This window comes from Algoriphagus sp. PAP.12 (genome assembly GCF_026652115.1).
In the GTDB taxonomy this organism is placed as follows: Bacteria; Bacteroidota; Bacteroidia; order Cytophagales; family Cyclobacteriaceae; genus Algoriphagus.
Genome location: NZ_JAPPSQ010000018.1, coordinates 56,329 through 74,197 on the forward strand (window position 1 = coordinate 56,329; position 17,869 = coordinate 74,197).

12 protein-coding genes are annotated in these 17,869 nt (G+C 39.8%); 7 read left to right on the forward strand and 5 right to left on the reverse strand.

Going from position 1 to position 17,869, the window contains the following annotated elements; translation table 11 throughout:
• Positions 1-32 precede the first annotated feature (32 nt).
• Complete coding sequence (locus O0V13_RS17905; protein ID WP_268036359.1) at positions 33-1,280, forward strand: DUF4153 domain-containing protein; 1,248 nt, start codon at positions 33-35, stop codon at positions 1,278-1,280.
• A 26-nt stretch (positions 1,281-1,306) separates the two neighbouring features.
• Here O0V13_RS17905 and O0V13_RS17910 read toward each other — a convergent pair whose 3' ends face one another.
• Positions 1,307-1,972: an FAD-binding oxidoreductase gene (locus O0V13_RS17910; RefSeq protein ID WP_268036360.1), complete on the reverse strand. Its 666-nt coding sequence runs from the start codon at positions 1,970-1,972 to the stop codon at positions 1,307-1,309.
• A 334-nt stretch (positions 1,973-2,306) separates the two neighbouring features.
• On the opposite strand from O0V13_RS17910, the gene O0V13_RS17915 reads away from it, so the two are divergent.
• Both O0V13_RS17915 and O0V13_RS17920 read left to right on the forward strand, forming a co-directional pair.
• A complete protein-coding gene (locus tag O0V13_RS17915; RefSeq protein ID WP_268036361.1) occupies positions 2,307-3,215 on the forward strand; it encodes a sugar phosphate isomerase/epimerase family protein in 909 nt (302 codons plus the stop codon).
• Positions 3,216-3,468: 253 nt separating this feature from the next.
• Entirely contained in the window at positions 3,469-4,884 is a 1,416-nt protein-coding gene (locus O0V13_RS17920; protein ID WP_268036362.1) for an alanine/glycine:cation symporter family protein, read from the forward strand.
• A gap of 28 nt (positions 4,885-4,912) precedes the next feature.
• On the opposite strand, the gene O0V13_RS17925 is transcribed toward O0V13_RS17920, so the two are convergent.
• The 3 genes from O0V13_RS17925 to fahA form a co-directional block, all read right to left on the reverse strand.
• Positions 4,913-5,638 carry a diphthine--ammonia ligase gene (locus tag O0V13_RS17925; RefSeq protein ID WP_268036363.1) on the reverse strand — a complete coding sequence of 242 codons (726 nt, stop codon included), beginning with the start codon at positions 5,636-5,638 and terminating at the stop codon, positions 4,913-4,915.
• Between the two features lie 71 nt (positions 5,639-5,709).
• Complete coding sequence (locus O0V13_RS17930) at positions 5,710-7,212, reverse strand: hypothetical protein (protein WP_268036364.1); 1,503 nt, start codon at positions 7,210-7,212, stop codon at positions 5,710-5,712.
• Between the two features lie 236 nt (positions 7,213-7,448).
• On the reverse strand, positions 7,449-8,720 hold the full coding sequence (gene fahA, locus O0V13_RS17935) for a fumarylacetoacetase (RefSeq protein WP_268036365.1): 1,272 nt from the start codon (positions 8,718-8,720) through the stop codon (positions 7,449-7,451).
• A 229-nt stretch (positions 8,721-8,949) separates the two neighbouring features.
• Here fahA and O0V13_RS17940 point away from each other — a divergent pair, with 229 nt between their 5' ends.
• The 4 genes from O0V13_RS17940 to O0V13_RS17955 all read left to right on the forward strand — a co-directional run bounded on the left by O0V13_RS17940 (position 8,950) and on the right by O0V13_RS17955 (position 16,911).
• Complete coding sequence (locus O0V13_RS17940) at positions 8,950-10,833, forward strand: CocE/NonD family hydrolase (protein ID WP_268036366.1); 1,884 nt, start codon at positions 8,950-8,952, stop codon at positions 10,831-10,833.
• A gap of 192 nt (positions 10,834-11,025) precedes the next feature.
• Entirely contained in the window at positions 11,026-14,004 is a 2,979-nt protein-coding gene (locus O0V13_RS17945) for a SusC/RagA family TonB-linked outer membrane protein (protein ID WP_268036367.1), read from the forward strand.
• A 12-nt stretch (positions 14,005-14,016) separates the two neighbouring features.
• Positions 14,017-15,399: a RagB/SusD family nutrient uptake outer membrane protein gene (locus O0V13_RS17950; RefSeq protein WP_268036368.1), complete on the forward strand. Its 1,383-nt coding sequence runs from the start codon at positions 14,017-14,019 to the stop codon at positions 15,397-15,399.
• A gap of 267 nt (positions 15,400-15,666) precedes the next feature.
• Complete coding sequence (locus O0V13_RS17955) at positions 15,667-16,911, forward strand: Bcr/CflA family multidrug efflux MFS transporter (RefSeq protein ID WP_442780933.1); 1,245 nt, start codon at positions 15,667-15,669, stop codon at positions 16,909-16,911.
• 23 nt (positions 16,912-16,934) lie between these two features.
• On the opposite strand, the gene O0V13_RS17960 is transcribed toward O0V13_RS17955, so the two are convergent.
• Positions 16,935-17,867: a PorP/SprF family type IX secretion system membrane protein gene (locus O0V13_RS17960; RefSeq protein ID WP_268036370.1), complete on the reverse strand. Its 933-nt coding sequence runs from the start codon at positions 17,865-17,867 to the stop codon at positions 16,935-16,937.
• Positions 17,868-17,869: the final 2 nt, after the last annotated feature.

Here is a 17,869-nt window from a genome sequence, read left to right on the forward strand (position 1 = left end):
CAATTCGTTAAATTACTCTAACACTCAATAATATGAAAGATCAAATCCTTTCCCACTTAAATTCTCCCTCCGAGTTGGAAAAACTCTATCGAAAAAATAGAGGCAGTTTTAAAACTGCCTTTACCGAACTTTTCCCTCAGATTCAGTCAAGCAATTCAGTATTGGCAAATGTTTGGAACGAGCGTCTAAACTATGAATCAGACGGCATTTCTTGGGGCACCAGAAAAGAATTCACATTTATAATCATCATTGCTTTGTTGGCCGGACTAATAGCCAAAATCCCAGAATTATTCTCTATCGACGAAGAATTCTTTTACCCTAGGAATATTGGCTTTATCGTTTTCCCCGGACTTGGGGCATTCTTCGCTTGGAGAAATCAACTAACCCAGCGAAAAGTCTTGATATTAGGACTTGTTACGATCTTGACATGGATTTATGTCAACCTCCTTCCTAATAACAAAGAAAGTGACACCTTGATTTTGGCCTGTATTCACCTTCCTCTTCTTCTATGGGGAGTTTTAGGAGCTTCTTTCTCGGGCAATGATTGGTTAAATCTCAAAAATCGATTGGCTTATTTGAGATTCAATGGTGACGCCATCGTCATGGGAGCTGTATTAGTTCTTTCCGGAATGGCATTGACTGGTTTGACTATTGGGCTTTTTGAATTGATAGGATTAAATATCGTCGAATTCTACACCAAGTACATCCTTATTTTCGGAGCAGCTGCAATTCCACCGCTTGCTACTTTCTTGACACAAACAAACCCTCAATTAGTCAATAAAGTCTCGCCTGTGATTGCTAAAATCTTCAGCCCCTTAGTGCTTGTGATGCTGATCATTTATCTCTTTGCAATCATTTTTACGGGAAAAGACCCCTACAATGACAGGGAATTCCTTTTGATGTTCAACTTGCTTTTAGTGGGTGTAATGGCTTTGATTTTCTTCTCCATTGCAGAAAACTCTGATAAAAATAAAAGTTCAGGCAATTGGATTCTATTAGCCCTATCCCTAGTAACCATTATCGTCAATGGAATCGCCCTTTCCGCCATTATTTTTAGGATATCAGAGTGGGGAATCACGCCAAACAGGTTAGCTGTTTTGGGAGTGAATATCCTCATGCTAATTCACTTGTTGATTGTATCAAGGTCCTTATTTGGGGTAGTTAGCAAGAAATTAGAAGTCGAAAAAGTAGGGATTTCAATCGCTTCCTATCTTCCGATTTATTTCATCTGGACTTTGGTGATTATTTTCTTATTCCCGATTCTATTTGGATTTAAATAAAGAGAGGTGGGGATCCCCACCTGTCTTTATTTTTCAAAAACAATTTCTTCCAGTTCCGCTCCTAATTTCTCTAAGTCCTTTTTCACCGATTCAATCATTGGCTCTGGTCCACAGACATAAAATTTCTGTTTGAAATCCGAAATATGTTTCTCCAGAAACTCTTTATCAATTCTTCCATATTCATGACCTTCTTTCTTTTCTTGATCTAAAATCGATATAAAATCACTTCCCAATTCCTGACGAAACCAGTTCTCCATAATCACGTCTTTAGATGTTTTATTAGCAAAAATCAGCTGATTTCCTTTCAGCTTTCCATTTGCTTTTTGAGATTTTAGAATTGAAATAAAAGGCGTAACACCTGCTCCACCAGCTAAAAACACACCTTTCCCCTTATACTCAATTGCTCCCCAAGATTCATCGATCAAAAGATGATCGCCACGTTTCAAATGATCTATTTGATTGGTTACACCATCATGATTCCGATAAGATTTTATTACAAATTCCAAATGATCATCTTCTGGCAGTGAGGTAAATGTAAAAGGTCTTTTTTCCTCTCTCCATCCTTCTTTATCAATCGAAACTTCAGTAGCCTGTCCAGGTACAAAAGTGTAACCTGAAGGTTTTTCCACTTTAAATCGGTTAACATCGTGTGTAAGGGTCTGAATATTTACTATTTCTACTTTCATCATCATTCATTTTGTTTAGTTAATTATAAACTCTACCCCCTAATCAAACCAAAGTCCAAGCCAAGGTCATTCTATTGATTTATAAATCCATTTCGCCTATAAAACAGCCAAATCACCTCAATTTCAAACTCAAACAGCAATCCTGATACTTTAAAATAAATTGACCTTCTACAGTATGTGAAATCACTTCCCCATTATACGAATGGTAGGGAGAGTTTATTTGAAAAGACCCATTATATATTGAATCAATCCTCCAGAAAATTCCATACATTCATGGACCAATTTTCTAAAAAGTAATAGGAATTGGATATCTTTCAAGCTCAAAAAACCAGTTTACCCTATGAAAAAAATCAGCTTAAACCTCGCTTTAGTTCTTTCCTTGATGATTGGACTAAATGCCTGTGGAAACAAACCCGCAGAAACTGTCGAGGTAGTAGAAGAAGTAAGTGTTGAGCCTTCAAATTTTGGCGGTCTGGCACTTTATACTGTAAGAGACTCAATGGCAAGTGATCCAAAAGGAACACTTCAGGCTGTTGCCGATGCTGGATATGCCTATGTTGAAGCCGCGAACTATGCAGATGGTAAGTTTTATGGCATGACACCAACTGAGTTCAAAGACTATCTAGCTTCCCTTGGATTGACTGCTAAAAGTGCTCACATGGGCATGGTCAATATGGAAAATGCTGATCAGTTAATCGCTGATGTAAAAGCTGCAGGCATAGAATATTTTGTAATTCCTGTTCCACCAATGGGCATGTTTACATTCAATCAAGAAACGAGATCCATGGGGCTAAAAGGCAAACCAGAAGATTTGGTAAGCATCATGGATTCTTTGGGTGAGAAATGTAATGCTGCCGGCATCAAATTATTATACCATAACCATGATTTCGAATTCAAAGCTTTGGAAGACGGTACAGTCATCGAAGACTTGCTTTTGGAAAAGTGTAATCCTGAGTTTGTTAACTTCCAAATGGACCTATTTTGGGTAACCAAAGCTGGAGTTGATCCATTGACATACTTTGAAAAATATCCAGGAAGATTCAAAGCTTGGCATGTGAAAGACATGAACGACGAAGGCAACTTTGCACCAGTTGGAACTGGAACAATTGATTTTGCAAGAATCTTGGCTGAAAAAGACAAATCAGGAATGATTTTCTACCTAGTTGAGCAAGACAACACTTTTGGTGTAGATCCGATGGAAGCTATTAAAACTTCTCATGCTGGACTAGAAAAATTCGGTTTCAAATAAGAATCCCCAACAAAATTTCAAAACCACAATTCTTCTCAGGGTTGTGGTTTTCTTTTTTCAAAAATGCTTTGAACCACTTCTTTTTGATTTAATTCAAAATATTGAATATCTGCATTAAAAAACACCCATTTATGCTAAAAAAATATGCATAATCCATTCAAGCCTATATCTTTGGACGCTTCAACGGGAAATTTCTCAAGCAAGCAAAAAAAGCATATCCTGAGTTCCCACAAATACACAGAATATTTAGCCCATGGAGCAAATTATTTACACAATTAATGACCTAGTCTGGAGTAATGCACTGATTATCCTTTGCCTTGGAGCGGGGATTTATTTTTCGGTGGTCACGAAGCTAGTTCAACTTAGATATTTCAAAGAAATGATTTCACTCCTTTTTTCAGGTAAATCCTCGGAAAAAGGAGTTTCTTCTTTTCAGGCATTCGCATTAGCCCTTTCTGGAAGAATCGGGACAGGTAACATCGCTGGTGTAGCAACTGCTATCGGAATGGGTGGACCGGGATCCATTTTCTGGATGTGGGTTATTGCTTTCCTAGGTTCGGCTTCAGCCTATATTGAAGCTACCTTGGGTCAGATTTTCAAAGAAGTAAAAGATGGCCAATATCGAGGTGGTCCTGCTTACTATATCGAAAAAGGACTTGGCGTAAAATGGTACGCTATGCTTTTTGCCTTTGTAACCATGGGAAGTATGGCCTTCCTACTTCCTGGTGTTCAGAGTAACAGTATTGCTTTGAGTGTCAACAATGCATTTGATATCCCTGTTGAATATACAGGAGGGTTTGTTTGCCTTCTTTTGGCATTGATCATTTTTGGGGGAATCAAACGAATCGGGAAAGTTGCCGAGATCGTGGTTCCTTTTATGGCAATCGGATATGTATTGCTTGCCACCATCATTTTAGCAATGAACATTGGTGAAATCCCGGACATGTTTAAGCTCATCATCAATTCAGCTTTCAACCTAGAAGCTGCATTTTCTGGGGTATTCGGTTCAGCAATCGCCTGGGGAGTAAAAAGAGGAATCTACTCCAATGAAGCCGGCCAAGGTACTGCTCCTCATGCTGCAGCTGCTGCTGAAGTAAGCCACCCGGCGAAGCAAGGATTGGTACAGGCTTTCTCTGTATACATTGATACGTTGTTTGTATGTACTGCCACCGCATTTATGATTCTTTTCACTGGTCAATACAATGTAGTAGATCCCAATGGAGGCTTTATTGTAGAAAATCTCCCGGGAGTCAGCATAGGACCGGAATATACACAGAGTGCGATCGCAACCCATTTCCCTACCATTGGAGCAGGGTTCGTGGCAGTCGCCTTGATGTTCTTTTCTTTTACAACCATCATGGCCTACTACTACATTGCTGAAACCAATCTTAGCTATCTCCAAAAAGACAATCAAAAGCATTGGCAGGTGAATATTCTTAGAGTAGTCATCCTTATTGCCACATTCTATGGATCGATTCGAACTGCTGAACTAGCTTGGACTTTTGGTGATATCGGTGTCGGACTTATGGCTTGGCTAAATATGATTGCTATTCTCCTATTGAGAAAACCAGCCTTGGATGCTTTGAAAGATTTCGCAAAACAACGGAAAGCAGGAAAAGATCCTGATTACGACTTCGAAGCCATGAAAAAGCACTATACAAAAGGGTAACACTTTCTAAAGCCTAGCAGATGAAATGCTAGGCTTTTTTAATATCCGCAAACCAGAAATGCTTCTTCCCTTTTTCTCCATTATCCAATACAATATCATAACTTTTTTGGGTAATCTCTCCTACCAAAACCTCAATTGGAGACTGAAAAATTGGACCTGCATAACAATAGGAATGGAACTCACCGTTTTCTCCACAGGGATCGACTCTCGCATTCAGATCGTTTAAAAACTCATTAGAAATTGAATTCCCAATCCATTTTTTTGAAATCAAATCCGAGTCTGCAGCGCAAATTTTGGTTTCGAAACCATTTGAAAAAAAGCCTTCAATCAATTCTCTAGTATCCTTTTTCCAAAGTGGAAAAACACCCAAAAATCCTCTTTGAGCTAATTTTTCCTCTCGATAATCCCGAAGGTCTTCTAATAAAATATCTCCATATCCAATATGTTTGATACCGGCATCTTCGAGTTCGTTCAAATAGACATTGATTGTTTTTTCATAAGCCGTATTATCCCCACTAGCTGGGTAATAAAGTTTATCCAAAGGCAGACCTATTGACTCCGCCTGCTTTTCAATCAATTCTTCTGGTATCCCATGCATTCCCACACGCCTTGTCTCCTCACCAAAAGTTGTATGAAGTCGGACTACCTGATACTCATCACTTTTTATCAATTCCCAAAGAGCCATCGCACTATCCTTCCCTCCCGACCAACTCATGGACACTGGAATCATTCCATCATTTCTTTTTAAATCCATCCTCAAAACTATCTAAAACGCATGAAAAAAGCCCCCTTTTCAAAAAAGAGGGCTTGTCACTCGGGGCGATATCAACTTAATAATAAAGTTAGATTTCGATGAGTGGAATTGTGCCCGATGTAACTGTATCCATTCGTAGTTCTGGCCCAAGCTGTTAATACAAAACTATAAGCACAAGATTGTGGTGGCCTCCAATTTCCAGAAGCTGGAATCAGTTTATTGGTAAAACCCTGCCAATTCCCACTTGAAGGAGAATAGTTTTCGCTATAAATAGATGTTGCCAAGCCTGCTCCATAGGTTGCCCGGAAACTCACCGCTCGCAGATTCCCTTCAGGATCATGTGCTGTAATTCTAAAATTAACGCCATCAGGCGAAGGTCCTATTGTTTCAATGGCACAAGCAGAAACTTCACTGCTTCCATGCCTTACACTTTCAATAATTGCTGATGGTACTTGATTATCAATATATAATCTCAATTCTTGAGTAGCCGCCACGTTTGATGTACTACTTCCCACAAAGAAGGTTACCTTGATCCGATACAACCCAGGTAACAAGGCAGTGGTTGGAAACTGGATCAATAAATCATCTATTGAATAATCAACACCTGGATTTGCCATTTGGTAATAGCCGTAATAGGATGCAGCAAAAGATTCCAAAGCATAGGTACTACCTGTCCATCTGTAATTAGACCAATTGGAAATCAACTTCGTAAACGAACCTCCCGGTGCAGCAATTTCAACTTTATATTTTCGGTTCCCTGCCGCCCAAAGTTGCTGAAGCTTTGTTCTATTCCCAATCAGGTTCAATGTACCTCCAAAAGCTGCGTTTTCAACATGAACATAATACCCCGCATCAGTAGTCGCTCTTCCTGTACTTGAATTAATTTTTGTAGTAGGAATCAAACCAACACTTCCTACCAAGGGACCTAATGTAGAACTTGGAATGCTTGGTTTTCTGGACAAAATCAATTGTCTCAGCTTGGTGAAATCCTTATAAAAACTTCCGGGAAAATCAGTAGTGAAACCCGGGCTACTTGATTTTACCCGAAAACCAAAATAGGTATAAGGAGTACTCAATGGCCAGGAAATGGCAACATTGATTTCCTTCAATTCTATTTTAAACTTCCAGATTCTATGACTGGTATCAGAATTAGGACTGGGGCCAAACTCCTGTACCACCTCAGACAATGGAGGAATGGATAATCCTGTCCATCTCGCTGGACCCAGATATTTCTGAAGCCCGAGTTTGTTGGGATTACCGGGATAAAGACCATAATTAATATCAACATTGGCAGTAATTGCCCTGTCCCTATTGGAATCAAAACTCAACCAAAAGTAATCGTTGGTACTTGGGTCATTCCCAGTATCTTCTAGGACATCCAATGCCAAGTATAAAAACTTTGCATCATTTTTAGCTAAAATATAGCCTCTCGAAAATTTAAGCTTTCCTGCATTCTCCCATGCTCCAGAATTGACTGGAGCTGCAGGATCAATTGGTGTGGTAGCCCATTCACTTTTCAAAGGAAAAGCAAATAGCAAAGGAGTGGTTATGGACAAATTCCTGAGTTTTGCCATGACGAAATTGGGTTATTTTGAAAAAAGAATAAAAATGGCTCTGAAAAGAGCAACGCTAATAAAATCTCTATAAAGTGTGATAGAGAACCTAAGAAAATCAGGAGTTATTCAAATCACAACATCCTGTAAATCAATACGATCATTAATTTACAGATTAAATTCAGCAAATAAAAAGAGAAACAAAAAAAGCCCCGAACATTACAATTTCGGGGCTTGGAATTGAATTATTTCAATAATTATTTAGCAGGCAACACTTTAGCTTTGACTTCCCCAAACCCAACTCTGATTCCATCTTTTTCAGAAAAGCCTTTTAGGATTACCGTATCTCCATCTTCAATAAATTTCCTTTCCTCTCCACTATCCAACCTTACAGGCTTTGTCCCCTTCCAGCTCAACTCCAGCATGGAACCGAAAGAATCTTCAGTTGGGCCAGAAATTGTACCTGAAGCCAACATATCTCCAACATTGATATTACAGCCATTGACAGTGTGGTGAGCCAATTGCTGGGCAATATTCCAATACATGTATTTGAAATTGGAAGCACTAACCTTAGTAGCTTGCTTGACATCCTCCGGCTGAATGTAAGCTTCAAGTTTGATATCAAAGCTATGGGGAGTTTCACATTTCAAATAAGGCAACACCTCTGGATCCTGAACAGGACCTTCCATTCGGAATTGATCCAAGGCCTCCAAAGTAACAACCCAAGGAGAAATTGAAGAGGCAAAGTTCTTTCCAAGGAATGGTCCCAAAGGAACATATTCCCATGCTTGAATATCTCGGGCAGACCAATCATTGAACAATACAAACCCAAAAATATAATCTTCTGCATCCTCCGTTGAAATCGAGTCTCCCAATTTGGTTGATTTACCAGTGATAAAGGCCAATTCCAATTCAAAATCCAATCTTTTTGAAGGTCCAAATCCTGGAGTTTCCATATCGGGATCTTTGAATTGTCCTTTTGGTCGGTAAATCGGGACTCCAGAAGGAATAATAGAAGAGGCTCTACCGTGATATCCTACTGGTAGATGTTTCCAGTTTGGCAAAAGTGCATTTTCCGGATCTCGAAACATCTTACCAACGTTCGTAGCATGCTCCATAGAACTGTAAAAATCCGTGTAATCTCCGATTTTCACAGGAAGAAGCATTTCAGCTTCTCTCCTATTTACCATTACTTTTCCTCTGATAGAATGATCTCTTAGCTTTTCATTATCAGCGAGTAAAAGCTCCTGCACCCTCTCACGAATCTTTTTGGTCTGCGTTTTACCCAAGTCGATTAGATCATTCAAACAATCGTGAAGAAAAATCCCTTCCGGCAAAAACATATCCGAAAAGAAACCCTCTTGATCCAAGACACTCAAGTCAACAATTTTATCTCCGATTGCCACTCCGATTCTGGGAGTAAGTCTTTTGTTCTTAAAGACACCAAATGGTAGATTGTAGATGGTAAAATCTGAATTTTTCGATACCTCAACCCATGTTTCCATAGGACTCATATTGCTTTCACTCATGGTAAAATTTATTCAACTGCAAAGGTACTCTTTAGTGATGAATTCAAAAGGAATTCGCCCATTCATCCAAAAAAGGATTATCAAACAAATACACTTTATTCCCAAGTAATAGAACTTTTCTCTCTGATTTTGAAGGAAATTGCCTTTAAAAGATAAAATTCTCCGCAAACAAATAAACTGTGGAAATCCCCTTCTTTGTCATTAATTTCCGATTCTAAACTCGAATATTATGATAAAAAACTTTTCAAAGTTTCTTTTTCTCTCACTCCTAATCCTGATTTCATTTCAGGTATTGGCTCAGGAAAAATCTCTCCTTGACCAGCTGGAGGAAGTCGCTATTGTCGACCAGAAAGTCATGATGCCTATGCGGGATGGAAACCGATTAGCCACGGATATCTACAGACCAAAAGGTGATGCAAAAGTTCCAATCGTATTTTCCAGAACTCCCTATAACTTCAATACCTATGGAGATGGAGAATTGAGAACAAGAACACTTCAAACAGCCTTAGACTGGGTAAAGAAAGGATATGCATACGTTGTTCAAAATGAACGAGGAAGATTCTTTTCTGAAGGGGAATGGGATATTTTAGGAACTCCGTTGACAGATAGCTACGACGCTTTTGACTGGATGTCTAAGCAAGCCTGGAGTAACGGTAAAATCGGAACTTTGGGCTGTTCTTCCACTGCAGAATGGCAGATGGCAGCAGCGTCTCTAAACCATCCAGCTCATGCCGCAATGGTTCCTCAGGGATTTGGTGCAGGCGTAGGTAGAATCGGAGAATTTTATGAGCAAGGGAACTGGTATCGCGGCGGTGCCGGACAGATGCTTTTCACAGCTTGGCTTTATGGAACCCAACATGATCCATTGGCCCCAAAATTACCTAAGGGAATTGCTCAAGAGGATCTTTTGAGGCTGCAAAGATTCTATGACATGGCTCCGGAATATCCACGTGTGGACTGGAAAGAAGGACTTTCTCACCTTCCTCTTCAGGACATTATCAAAAATGTCAATGGCCCACAAGGAATTTATGAGGAAATGATCACCAGAAAACCGAATGATGCCAGATGGTATCAGGGCGGATTGTATCATGATGACATGCCTTTTGATAAGCCGAGTTTTTGGTTCGTTTCTTGGTATGATGTATCTACCAGTCCAAATTTGGCCCTTTACAATCACGTCAGAGAAAATGCTCTTTCTCAATCCGCTCGTGACAATCAATACCTGATCATTGCTCCCGTTCTTCACTGTTCCTATACCAGAGCTACCGAAAATACGATTGTAGGTGAAAGAAGTGTGGGTGATGCAAGATTTGACTACGACGATATCATCACTGCATGGTTTGATCTTTGGCTAAAAAGCGAAGACAAGGGAAAAATCTCCAAAATGCCAAAAGTGACCTATTATACAATGGGAACCAATGAATGGCAGACTTCAGACGTTTGGCCACCAGCAAATGCTAAAATGACCAGCTTCTTCTTGGATTCAGATGGCAAAGCAAACACTAGAAATGGAGATGGTAAATTGATTGGTAAACTTCCAAAAAAGCAGAATCAGGACACCTTCAAATATGATCCAATGAACCCTGTCAATTCTTATGGGGGCAACGTTTGCTGTACTGGGAACGCCGTACAAGGTGGATCTTTTGACCAATCTGAAATGGAATTGAGAGATGATATTTTGGTCTATACTTCAGAGCCATTGGAGGAAGGAGTTGAAATCTCTGGTTTCATTGAAAGCTACCTTTACTTTTCTTCAGATGCCAAAGACACAGATGTGACGATCAAACTCATTGATGTTTATCCTGATGGAAAAGCTTATAATTTGGATGAGACTATCCAAAGGGTGAGATACAGAGAAGGATATGACAAGGAGGTATTTATGGAAGACGGAAAAGTATATGAAGTAAAAATGACTCCAATGAGTACTTCCAATTACTTTGAAAAAGGTCATCAAATTCGAATAGAAATCACATCTTCCAACTTCCCAAGATTCGATAGAAACTTGAATACCGGAGGAAACAATTACGATGAATCAGAAGGAGTAATCGCAACGAATTCCATTCATCATGGAGGGATTCATCCGAGTAGAATCGTCCTTCCGATGATTAAATAATCAAAAGATAAAAATTTCTTAAAAGAGGGGCTATCCCCTCTTTTTTTATTGTTATACTTATAATAAAAGAAGAAAAAATTACAAAACATCAGGTTTTACACCCTTTTATAATGTTTTTAACTCATTAAAACTTATTCAGGGAAAATATTGGTTTTTTTTATTGAAATTCTAGGAAACTAAACTTTAAACTCAATGAGAAAAATCAACAAATTTTTATTGACACTTTTTTTCCTCTGGGGAAATGTTGGCTGGGCTATGGCCCAATACACTGTCTCAGGATCTGTATTGGATGACCGAACAGGAGAACCCATGATCGGTGTAAACATTTTGGTAAAGGGGTCAGTAACAGGAACTATTTCCGACATAGATGGAAATTTCAGTATCCTAATTGATTCCGGAAATGAAACAACTTTGGTTTTTTCATCAATTGGTTATTTGAGCCAAGAAATTCAAGTCACTCCAAATTCCAATAATGTGAATGTACGGTTAAAGCAAGATGCTACTAACCTGGAAGAGGTTGTTGTAACCGGTTTGGCCTCTTCAGTCAAAAGAAGTAACCTGGCCAATGCTGTTTCAACTGTATCCTCTAAAGATCTAACAGGGACCACCACAATCCAAACTACGGATGGTGCCCTTTACGGGAAAGTAGCAGGCGCCACCATCCGATCAAACGGTGGAGCTCCAGGCGGTGGATTATCAATTCAATTGAGAGGAATATCCAGCTTAACCGGTTCATCTCAGCCATTAATAATTGTTGACGGAGTATATATTTCCAATGCAAGTCAACGAACTGGTAGAGCCACAATTTCCGGCGCTGGAGGAAGTAATCAAGATGATGGTTCCAATAGACTTGCAGATTTGAACCCCGCAGACATTGAATCAATTGAAGTGTTAAAGGGCCCGTCTGCGGCAGCAATCTATGGAACGCGAGCTAATGCAGGGGTAATCATAATTACAACCAAACGTGGGGCTGAAGGCCGAACAACGGTTTCCTTGTCACAGGATATTGGGTTCGCAGAACCTTTGAGACTTTTAGGGGTAGATGATTGGAACGAAGATAAAATCAATTATTTTTTTCCAGAGGCAAGGAGACCATTGGAGCTGGAAAGGTATAATTCAGCAAGAACAAGTGGAAATTTTATTGATTATGAGGATTACTTCTATAACAATAAAGCGACACTCTTAAATACAAGAATAAATATCTCCGGAGGAAACGAGAACACCAAGTTCTTTGTGTCCGGCAACATTGTAAACGAAGACGGCACGATCCGAAACACTGGATTTAAAAGATATTCGGTGAGAGCAAATATTGATCAGAAAATCACGAAAGGGATTAAGCTTGGAGTATCTTCCAATTACATCAGATCGAACACTGATCGAGGTTTTACCGGGAACCAAAATAATTCAGGTGCAAGTATTGGTTACAGTATTGCCTATGTTCCTAATTATTTTGATTTGAGAAGAAATGAAGATGGATCTTATCCAACCAACCCATATTTTTCAGAAAATCCTGTTGCTGTCACAGACCATGGGATAAACAACTCACTCGTCAATCGATTTATCCAGGCTTTCACCTTGGATATAGATATTCTAAAAACATCCAATAGTTTCTTAAAGGCACAGGTCTCAGGAGGATTGGATTATCTTCAAAACAGTACGTTGGTTTACTTACCTGAATTTCTTCAGTACCAGCGGGCACAAGCCAACCCTGGAGACATTTTAAAAGGAAAGCAGGAAAGCTTTAATACGAACCTTCAGGCAGCATTAGTTTACAATTGGAATCTTGGAAAAGTCAACATGAACTCCCAGGCAGGACTGGTTAGATTGGATTTTCAGGACAATGCTCTATTCAACAGGGGCCGTGGACTAGTTCCTGGACAAATGAATTTAAGACAGGCAGCAATCCAAGAAATTAATCAAGAATTTCTTCAAAAGGTCCAAGAGGCCGGAGTCTTCCTACAACAAGAAGCAAATTTTGAGGATAAGATCATCGGAACTTTGGGTGTTAGATGGGACAAATCAACTCTTAACGGAGATGCAAATCAGTATTATGCCTTTCCAAGAGCATCCATGGCCATAAACTTAGGGAATTTCGATTTTTGGTCCAGTTCTGTCATCAATCAGTTAAAGCCAAGAATCGCTTATGGCGAAACAGCCGGTCCTGTAAATTTCGGAGCCACGTTTACTCCCCTAGGTGGCACCAATATCGGAGGATTGCTTGGCTCAGTAGTTTCTACCCAAATTGGAAACACGCTCATAAGACCTGAAACAGCAACAGAATTAGAGTTTGGAATTGATGCAGGTTTCTTTGATAACAGAATTAGTATTGAAGCCACTTATTACATTAAAAACACACAAAATAATATCCAAAACCTGAACCTTTCACCTTCTACCGGAGTAACCACCACACCTAGTAATGAGGCAGAACTTCAGAACAAAGGCATTGAACTAGGACTTTCCGGAAATGTGATTGAGAATTCTAATTTCAAATGGTTTTCGAGAGTTCTTTTTTGGAAAAACAAAATTGAAATGACCAAACTGGGAATCCCTACTTACATTTCAGGTGGGTTTGGATCTGGGTTAGGCACTTTCCTTTATGCAGAGGGGTACTCTCCTACTACCATCGTAGGAACTCCTGCTGATCCAAACATACCCGGAGGCTTTACGATTTGGGGAAATTCTCAACCTGATTTTAACCTCTCATTTTACAACTCATTCAATATCTTCAAAGGTTTAGAGTTTTCATTTCTAGTGGATTGGAGAAAAGGTGGAGACAACATCAACCTGACTTCTTTCCTGACAGACGGAGGAGGAACTACAAATGGATGGTTTGATGATGATAACGGGGATGGCATTCCTAATGGACGTCAGCGAGAACCAGAACCCTATAATAATGCCGGTAGATGGGTACAGGATGCTTCTTTCGTGAAAATTCGAGAGATCGGACTTTTCTACACAGTACCAAAAGCAACCATTAACAATTGGTTTGGCAACTCAGTGCAAAACCTTCGGGTCGGTGGATCTGTAAACAATGCTTTTCTTTTTACAGATTACCAAGGATACGATCCTGAGACCTCCACATTTGGATCACAGGCAGTAGCCAATAATGTGGATATAGCACCTTATCCTACCCCGAGAAGGGTATTTTTTCACGTAACAATTGACTTCTAAACTAGCAGTGAAATGAATTTGAAAATTAAAAATATTGGAAAAATTGTGGTTTTCGCAGTGATGGTATCAGCTTGCAATCCACTTCAATTAGATGAAATCCAGGACCCAAACAATCCCTCTGTAGGTTCCGTATCAGAGAATGCCAGCCGCGAACAAATCCAGTTTCTAATTACGGGATTGGAATCTAGGCACCGAGATTATGTCACTAGTGTAGCCAGGTCTTGGAATACCTTTGGCAGGGAAATATGGTACCTGAATGCATCCGACCCTAGATTTCAAACAGATTGGCTAGGTCAAAACGGAAGGGTACCGGACAGGTCCTATTTTGGATTTGGAAATACTGGAGGGGGTTCATGGGCTTCACCCTACCAGGCCATAAAACAAGCAGATGTACTTTTAACAGCATCGGAAAACACGAGCAATATCACAGAATCGTCTAAAAGTGCTGTTTCTGGTTTTGCCAAAACCATTCAGGGATATCAATTTATGATTCCAGCTAATTTTGTTTATGAAAATGGTATTAGAACAGATGTCAAGGATCCTTTAAACCCAGGTCCATTTGTTTCCTATGAACAGGCTCTGGAGTCCATTAAATCAATTTTGGATGAAGGATACCAAAATTTTAATTCAGCGGGGTCAGGCGATTTCCCATTTACTTTAACCAGAGGCTTTGATGGTTTTAATTCTATAGACAGGCTGAAAATGGTCAACCGAGCTATTACTGCCCGGTTAAATGCCTACAGAAAAGATTGGCAAGGAGTATTAACCGCTTTGGATGAGTCATTTATAGACCTTAATGGAGATTTAAATGCAGGCCCATCCCATCCCTACGGGGCGGCTCCCGATACGTTTAACCCTTTGTATTATGTCCCTGATGCCGCAATTAACACGATTGTTGTAGTTCATCCCTCTGTCTTGGATGATGCAACGGATGGTGATTTGAGAGTTCAAACCAAATTTTACGAACGTTCAACGCCAGTGACAGTAACTACTGACGCAGGGGCATTGGTCGGAACCCATCAAGATGGCAGATGGAGCTCCAATACAGAGTCTATTCCTTTCATCAGAAATGAGGAATTGATCTTGCTTAAGGCAGAAGCTCATGCCAATTTGGGAGAAACAAATGAGGCAATAGCCGCAATCAATATTATCCGAAATGCAGCAGAAATCGGTCCTTATACCGGAGCTTCCACCACAGAGGCCTTGATCGATGAAATACTTTACCAAAGACGGTATTCCCTATGGGCGGAGCCTTGGGGACATCGGTGGATAGATGCAAGAAGGTATGATAAATTGGATGAAATCCCAACAAGCTATGACGGTGGGGCAATTTTCACCCAGTTCCCTCATCCTCAAGCGGAGCTGAGCTGGGATGAATATAAAGGTGATAACTAGAAAACAACCTAATTTTAAACTTCATGAAAGAGCCGTCTTATTTGGGATGGCTCTTTTTATTTAATTTTTCCCCTCGACAAAAATTTAATTGGCCAAAGGATCTTGCTTTAAAGCCAGCGCAATCGATATAATAAGAAACCCATTTCGCAAAACGCTAATTTTCAAGCAGTTTCATTGAAATCTTAATTATTTATTTTTCTGATTTTTACGAACTTTGAAATGATTTCTCCTGTTGGCAGAGGATTACACGAGTAAGAATTTAAGCCTATTTTAGTTTTGGAAAGCACTTTTAACAAGCGTACGTACTTTAAGATTGTCTTAGTATTAGGAGCATTGTGTACCATCAGCCCCTTTTCTATTGACATGTATCTGCCTGGTTTTCCGGAAATGTCCCGAGACCTCGGCACTCCAATTTCGCAGATCCAACTTTCCCTAACGGCATATCTTGTTGGAATCGCTATAGGTCAATTATTCTATGGTCCACTATTGGACAAATACGGCCGAAAAAAACCACTTTATATCGGTTTGGGAATCTATGTTCTTGCTTCGATAGGCTGTGCTTTTTCTCAATCTGTTGAAAACTTGATCATCATGCGCCTTTTCCAAGCATTGGGTGGATGTGTGGGGATGGTTTGTGCCCAAGCAATGGTTAGGGATATCTTCCCTATTCAAAAAACTGCTCAGGTTTTGGCCCTTTTGACCTTGGTAATTGCGGTCTCTCCTATGATCGCTCCGACCTTGGGAGGTTATGTAACTGCTTTTTACAACTGGCACTGGGTATTTATCATTTTGGCAATCCTGACCGTGATTATTTGGATAGCTGCAATTTATGTTCTTCCTGACGGAGCCGAACCTGACAGAGCGATTTCTCTAAGACCTCAAAAAGTATGGGGGAATTACGTGGAAGTAATGCAAAATCGTCAGTTCTTGGTTTACATGCTTGTTGGAGGATTGGCAGGAGCAGCACCATTTGCCTATATCGCAAGTTCAGCGGATGTTTTTATGAATATCTACCAAGTAAGCGAACAAACATACGGTTGGATTTTTGGTCTTTTGGCATTTGCTATGATTGGATCAACCCAACTGAACCACGTCTTGTTAAGAAAGTATAAAAGCCAACAAATCATCAATTTTTCCCTTCACTACCAAGTAATTACGGGATTGATTTTAGTTATCGGAACCTATTTTCAACTATTCAATGTCTATGCATTGGTTGGATTGATGTTCTTGTTTTTGACAGCTCATGGTCTGAATAGCCCCAACACCGCAGCATTATCCATGGAGCCCTTCTCAAGGAATGCAGGAAGTGCATCAGCACTTTTGGGAAGTTTGAGAATGGCAATGGGCGGAGTGGTTACCGCAATCGTCAGTTTCTTCCACGATGGAACTGCCTTCCCAATGGTAGTAGGGATGGCTGCATGTGCACTGGCCGGTTTTATTATCCTAAAGTCAGACCAACACATTCCAGGTTCTATCAGTAGACAGCAACCTAGTCCTTCTTTAGGTACCTAAGTTCAATAGGAGTTTTGAAACTCCTATTGTTCTATTCCATTGAAAAAATAAGTCAAAGTAACTCCGTGACTATTTCCCAGAAATGAGTTTTTCACGCCTGCATTATGCTGATAAATCAGTCTGAGGTGGTTCAGTGCATAGACACCTGCCATAAAATTTATTGATGAGGTACTTCTGTATCCTGCACCAATTTCAAATTTATCCGCAATACTTAAAGACAAATTGGTATCCAACTGCATGGGTGCTCCATTTTCGTATTTTAATAGAAGAGAAGGCTTCAACATCATAGGTGAAAAATTTCCAAAAAGATATTTGTACCCTATATATCCATAGATTGGGTTAGATAAGTTGATATTCGAATCCTTGGCCACAAATCCGCTGAGGAGATTGGGAGAAGAAAGCCCAATAAAGAAATCAGCAGTATTATATAGAAAGCCTACCCCGATTGTTGGGCTTGATGCTCTTAGATTTTCAGAAAATTCAGGATCTCCATCTAAACCAAGTTCCAATAGATTTTCCTCATATTGCTGAAACCCCGCAGTCATCCCAAAAGAGAAAACTTTTTGATTATATGCCCGCCAATAAGGGGTTCTCATGTAGGATCTATTATTTCCCGCACCAAAATTAATTTTATAAGACAAAGCCGCATAGGCATTTGTTGAAGTGGTCACCCCAATTTTATCCCTACGAATCACTGCGCCAACACCAATGTTTTGCATTTCCAAAGGAGCATTAAAACCCAATGAATAGGTCTTTGGGCTTCCTTCTATTGCTCTAATAAACCCATGATTAGAGATGGAGATTTCTGGACCATAGGTCAATCCGGCAAATGCAGGGTTTATATAAAAAGGCACGTAATTATACTCCGAAAAAAGTGGAGATTGCTGCGAAAAACCCAACTTTGGAACCAGAAAGACTAGTAAGAGTTGGCAAATAATAATTCCAAATCGTCTCATTT

Coding starts and splice junctions, on each gene's coding strand:
- O0V13_RS17940 (WP_268036366.1), top strand. CDS start 8,950: ATGATAAAAAACTTTTCAAAGTTTCTTTTTCTCTCACTCCTAATCCTG.
- O0V13_RS17915 (WP_268036361.1), top strand. CDS start 2,307: ATGAAAAAAATCAGCTTAAACCTCGCTTTAGTTCTTTCCTTGATGATT.
- O0V13_RS17950 (WP_268036368.1), top strand. CDS start 14,017: ATGAATTTGAAAATTAAAAATATTGGAAAAATTGTGGTTTTCGCAGTG.
- O0V13_RS17945 (WP_268036367.1), top strand. CDS start 11,026: ATGAGAAAAATCAACAAATTTTTATTGACACTTTTTTTCCTCTGGGGA.
- O0V13_RS17910 (WP_268036360.1), bottom strand. CDS start 1,972: ATGATGATGAAAGTAGAAATAGTAAATATTCAGACCCTTACACACGAT.
- O0V13_RS17905 (WP_268036359.1), top strand. CDS start 33: ATGAAAGATCAAATCCTTTCCCACTTAAATTCTCCCTCCGAGTTGGAA.
- O0V13_RS17930 (WP_268036364.1), bottom strand. CDS start 7,212: ATGGCAAAACTCAGGAATTTGTCCATAACCACTCCTTTGCTATTTGCT.
- O0V13_RS17920 (WP_268036362.1), top strand. CDS start 3,469: ATGGAGCAAATTATTTACACAATTAATGACCTAGTCTGGAGTAATGCA.
- fahA (WP_268036365.1), bottom strand. CDS start 8,720: ATGAGTGAAAGCAATATGAGTCCTATGGAAACATGGGTTGAGGTATCG.
- O0V13_RS17960 (WP_268036370.1), bottom strand. CDS start 17,867: ATGAGACGATTTGGAATTATTATTTGCCAACTCTTACTAGTCTTTCTG.
- O0V13_RS17925 (WP_268036363.1), bottom strand. CDS start 5,638: ATGGATTTAAAAAGAAATGATGGAATGATTCCAGTGTCCATGAGTTGG.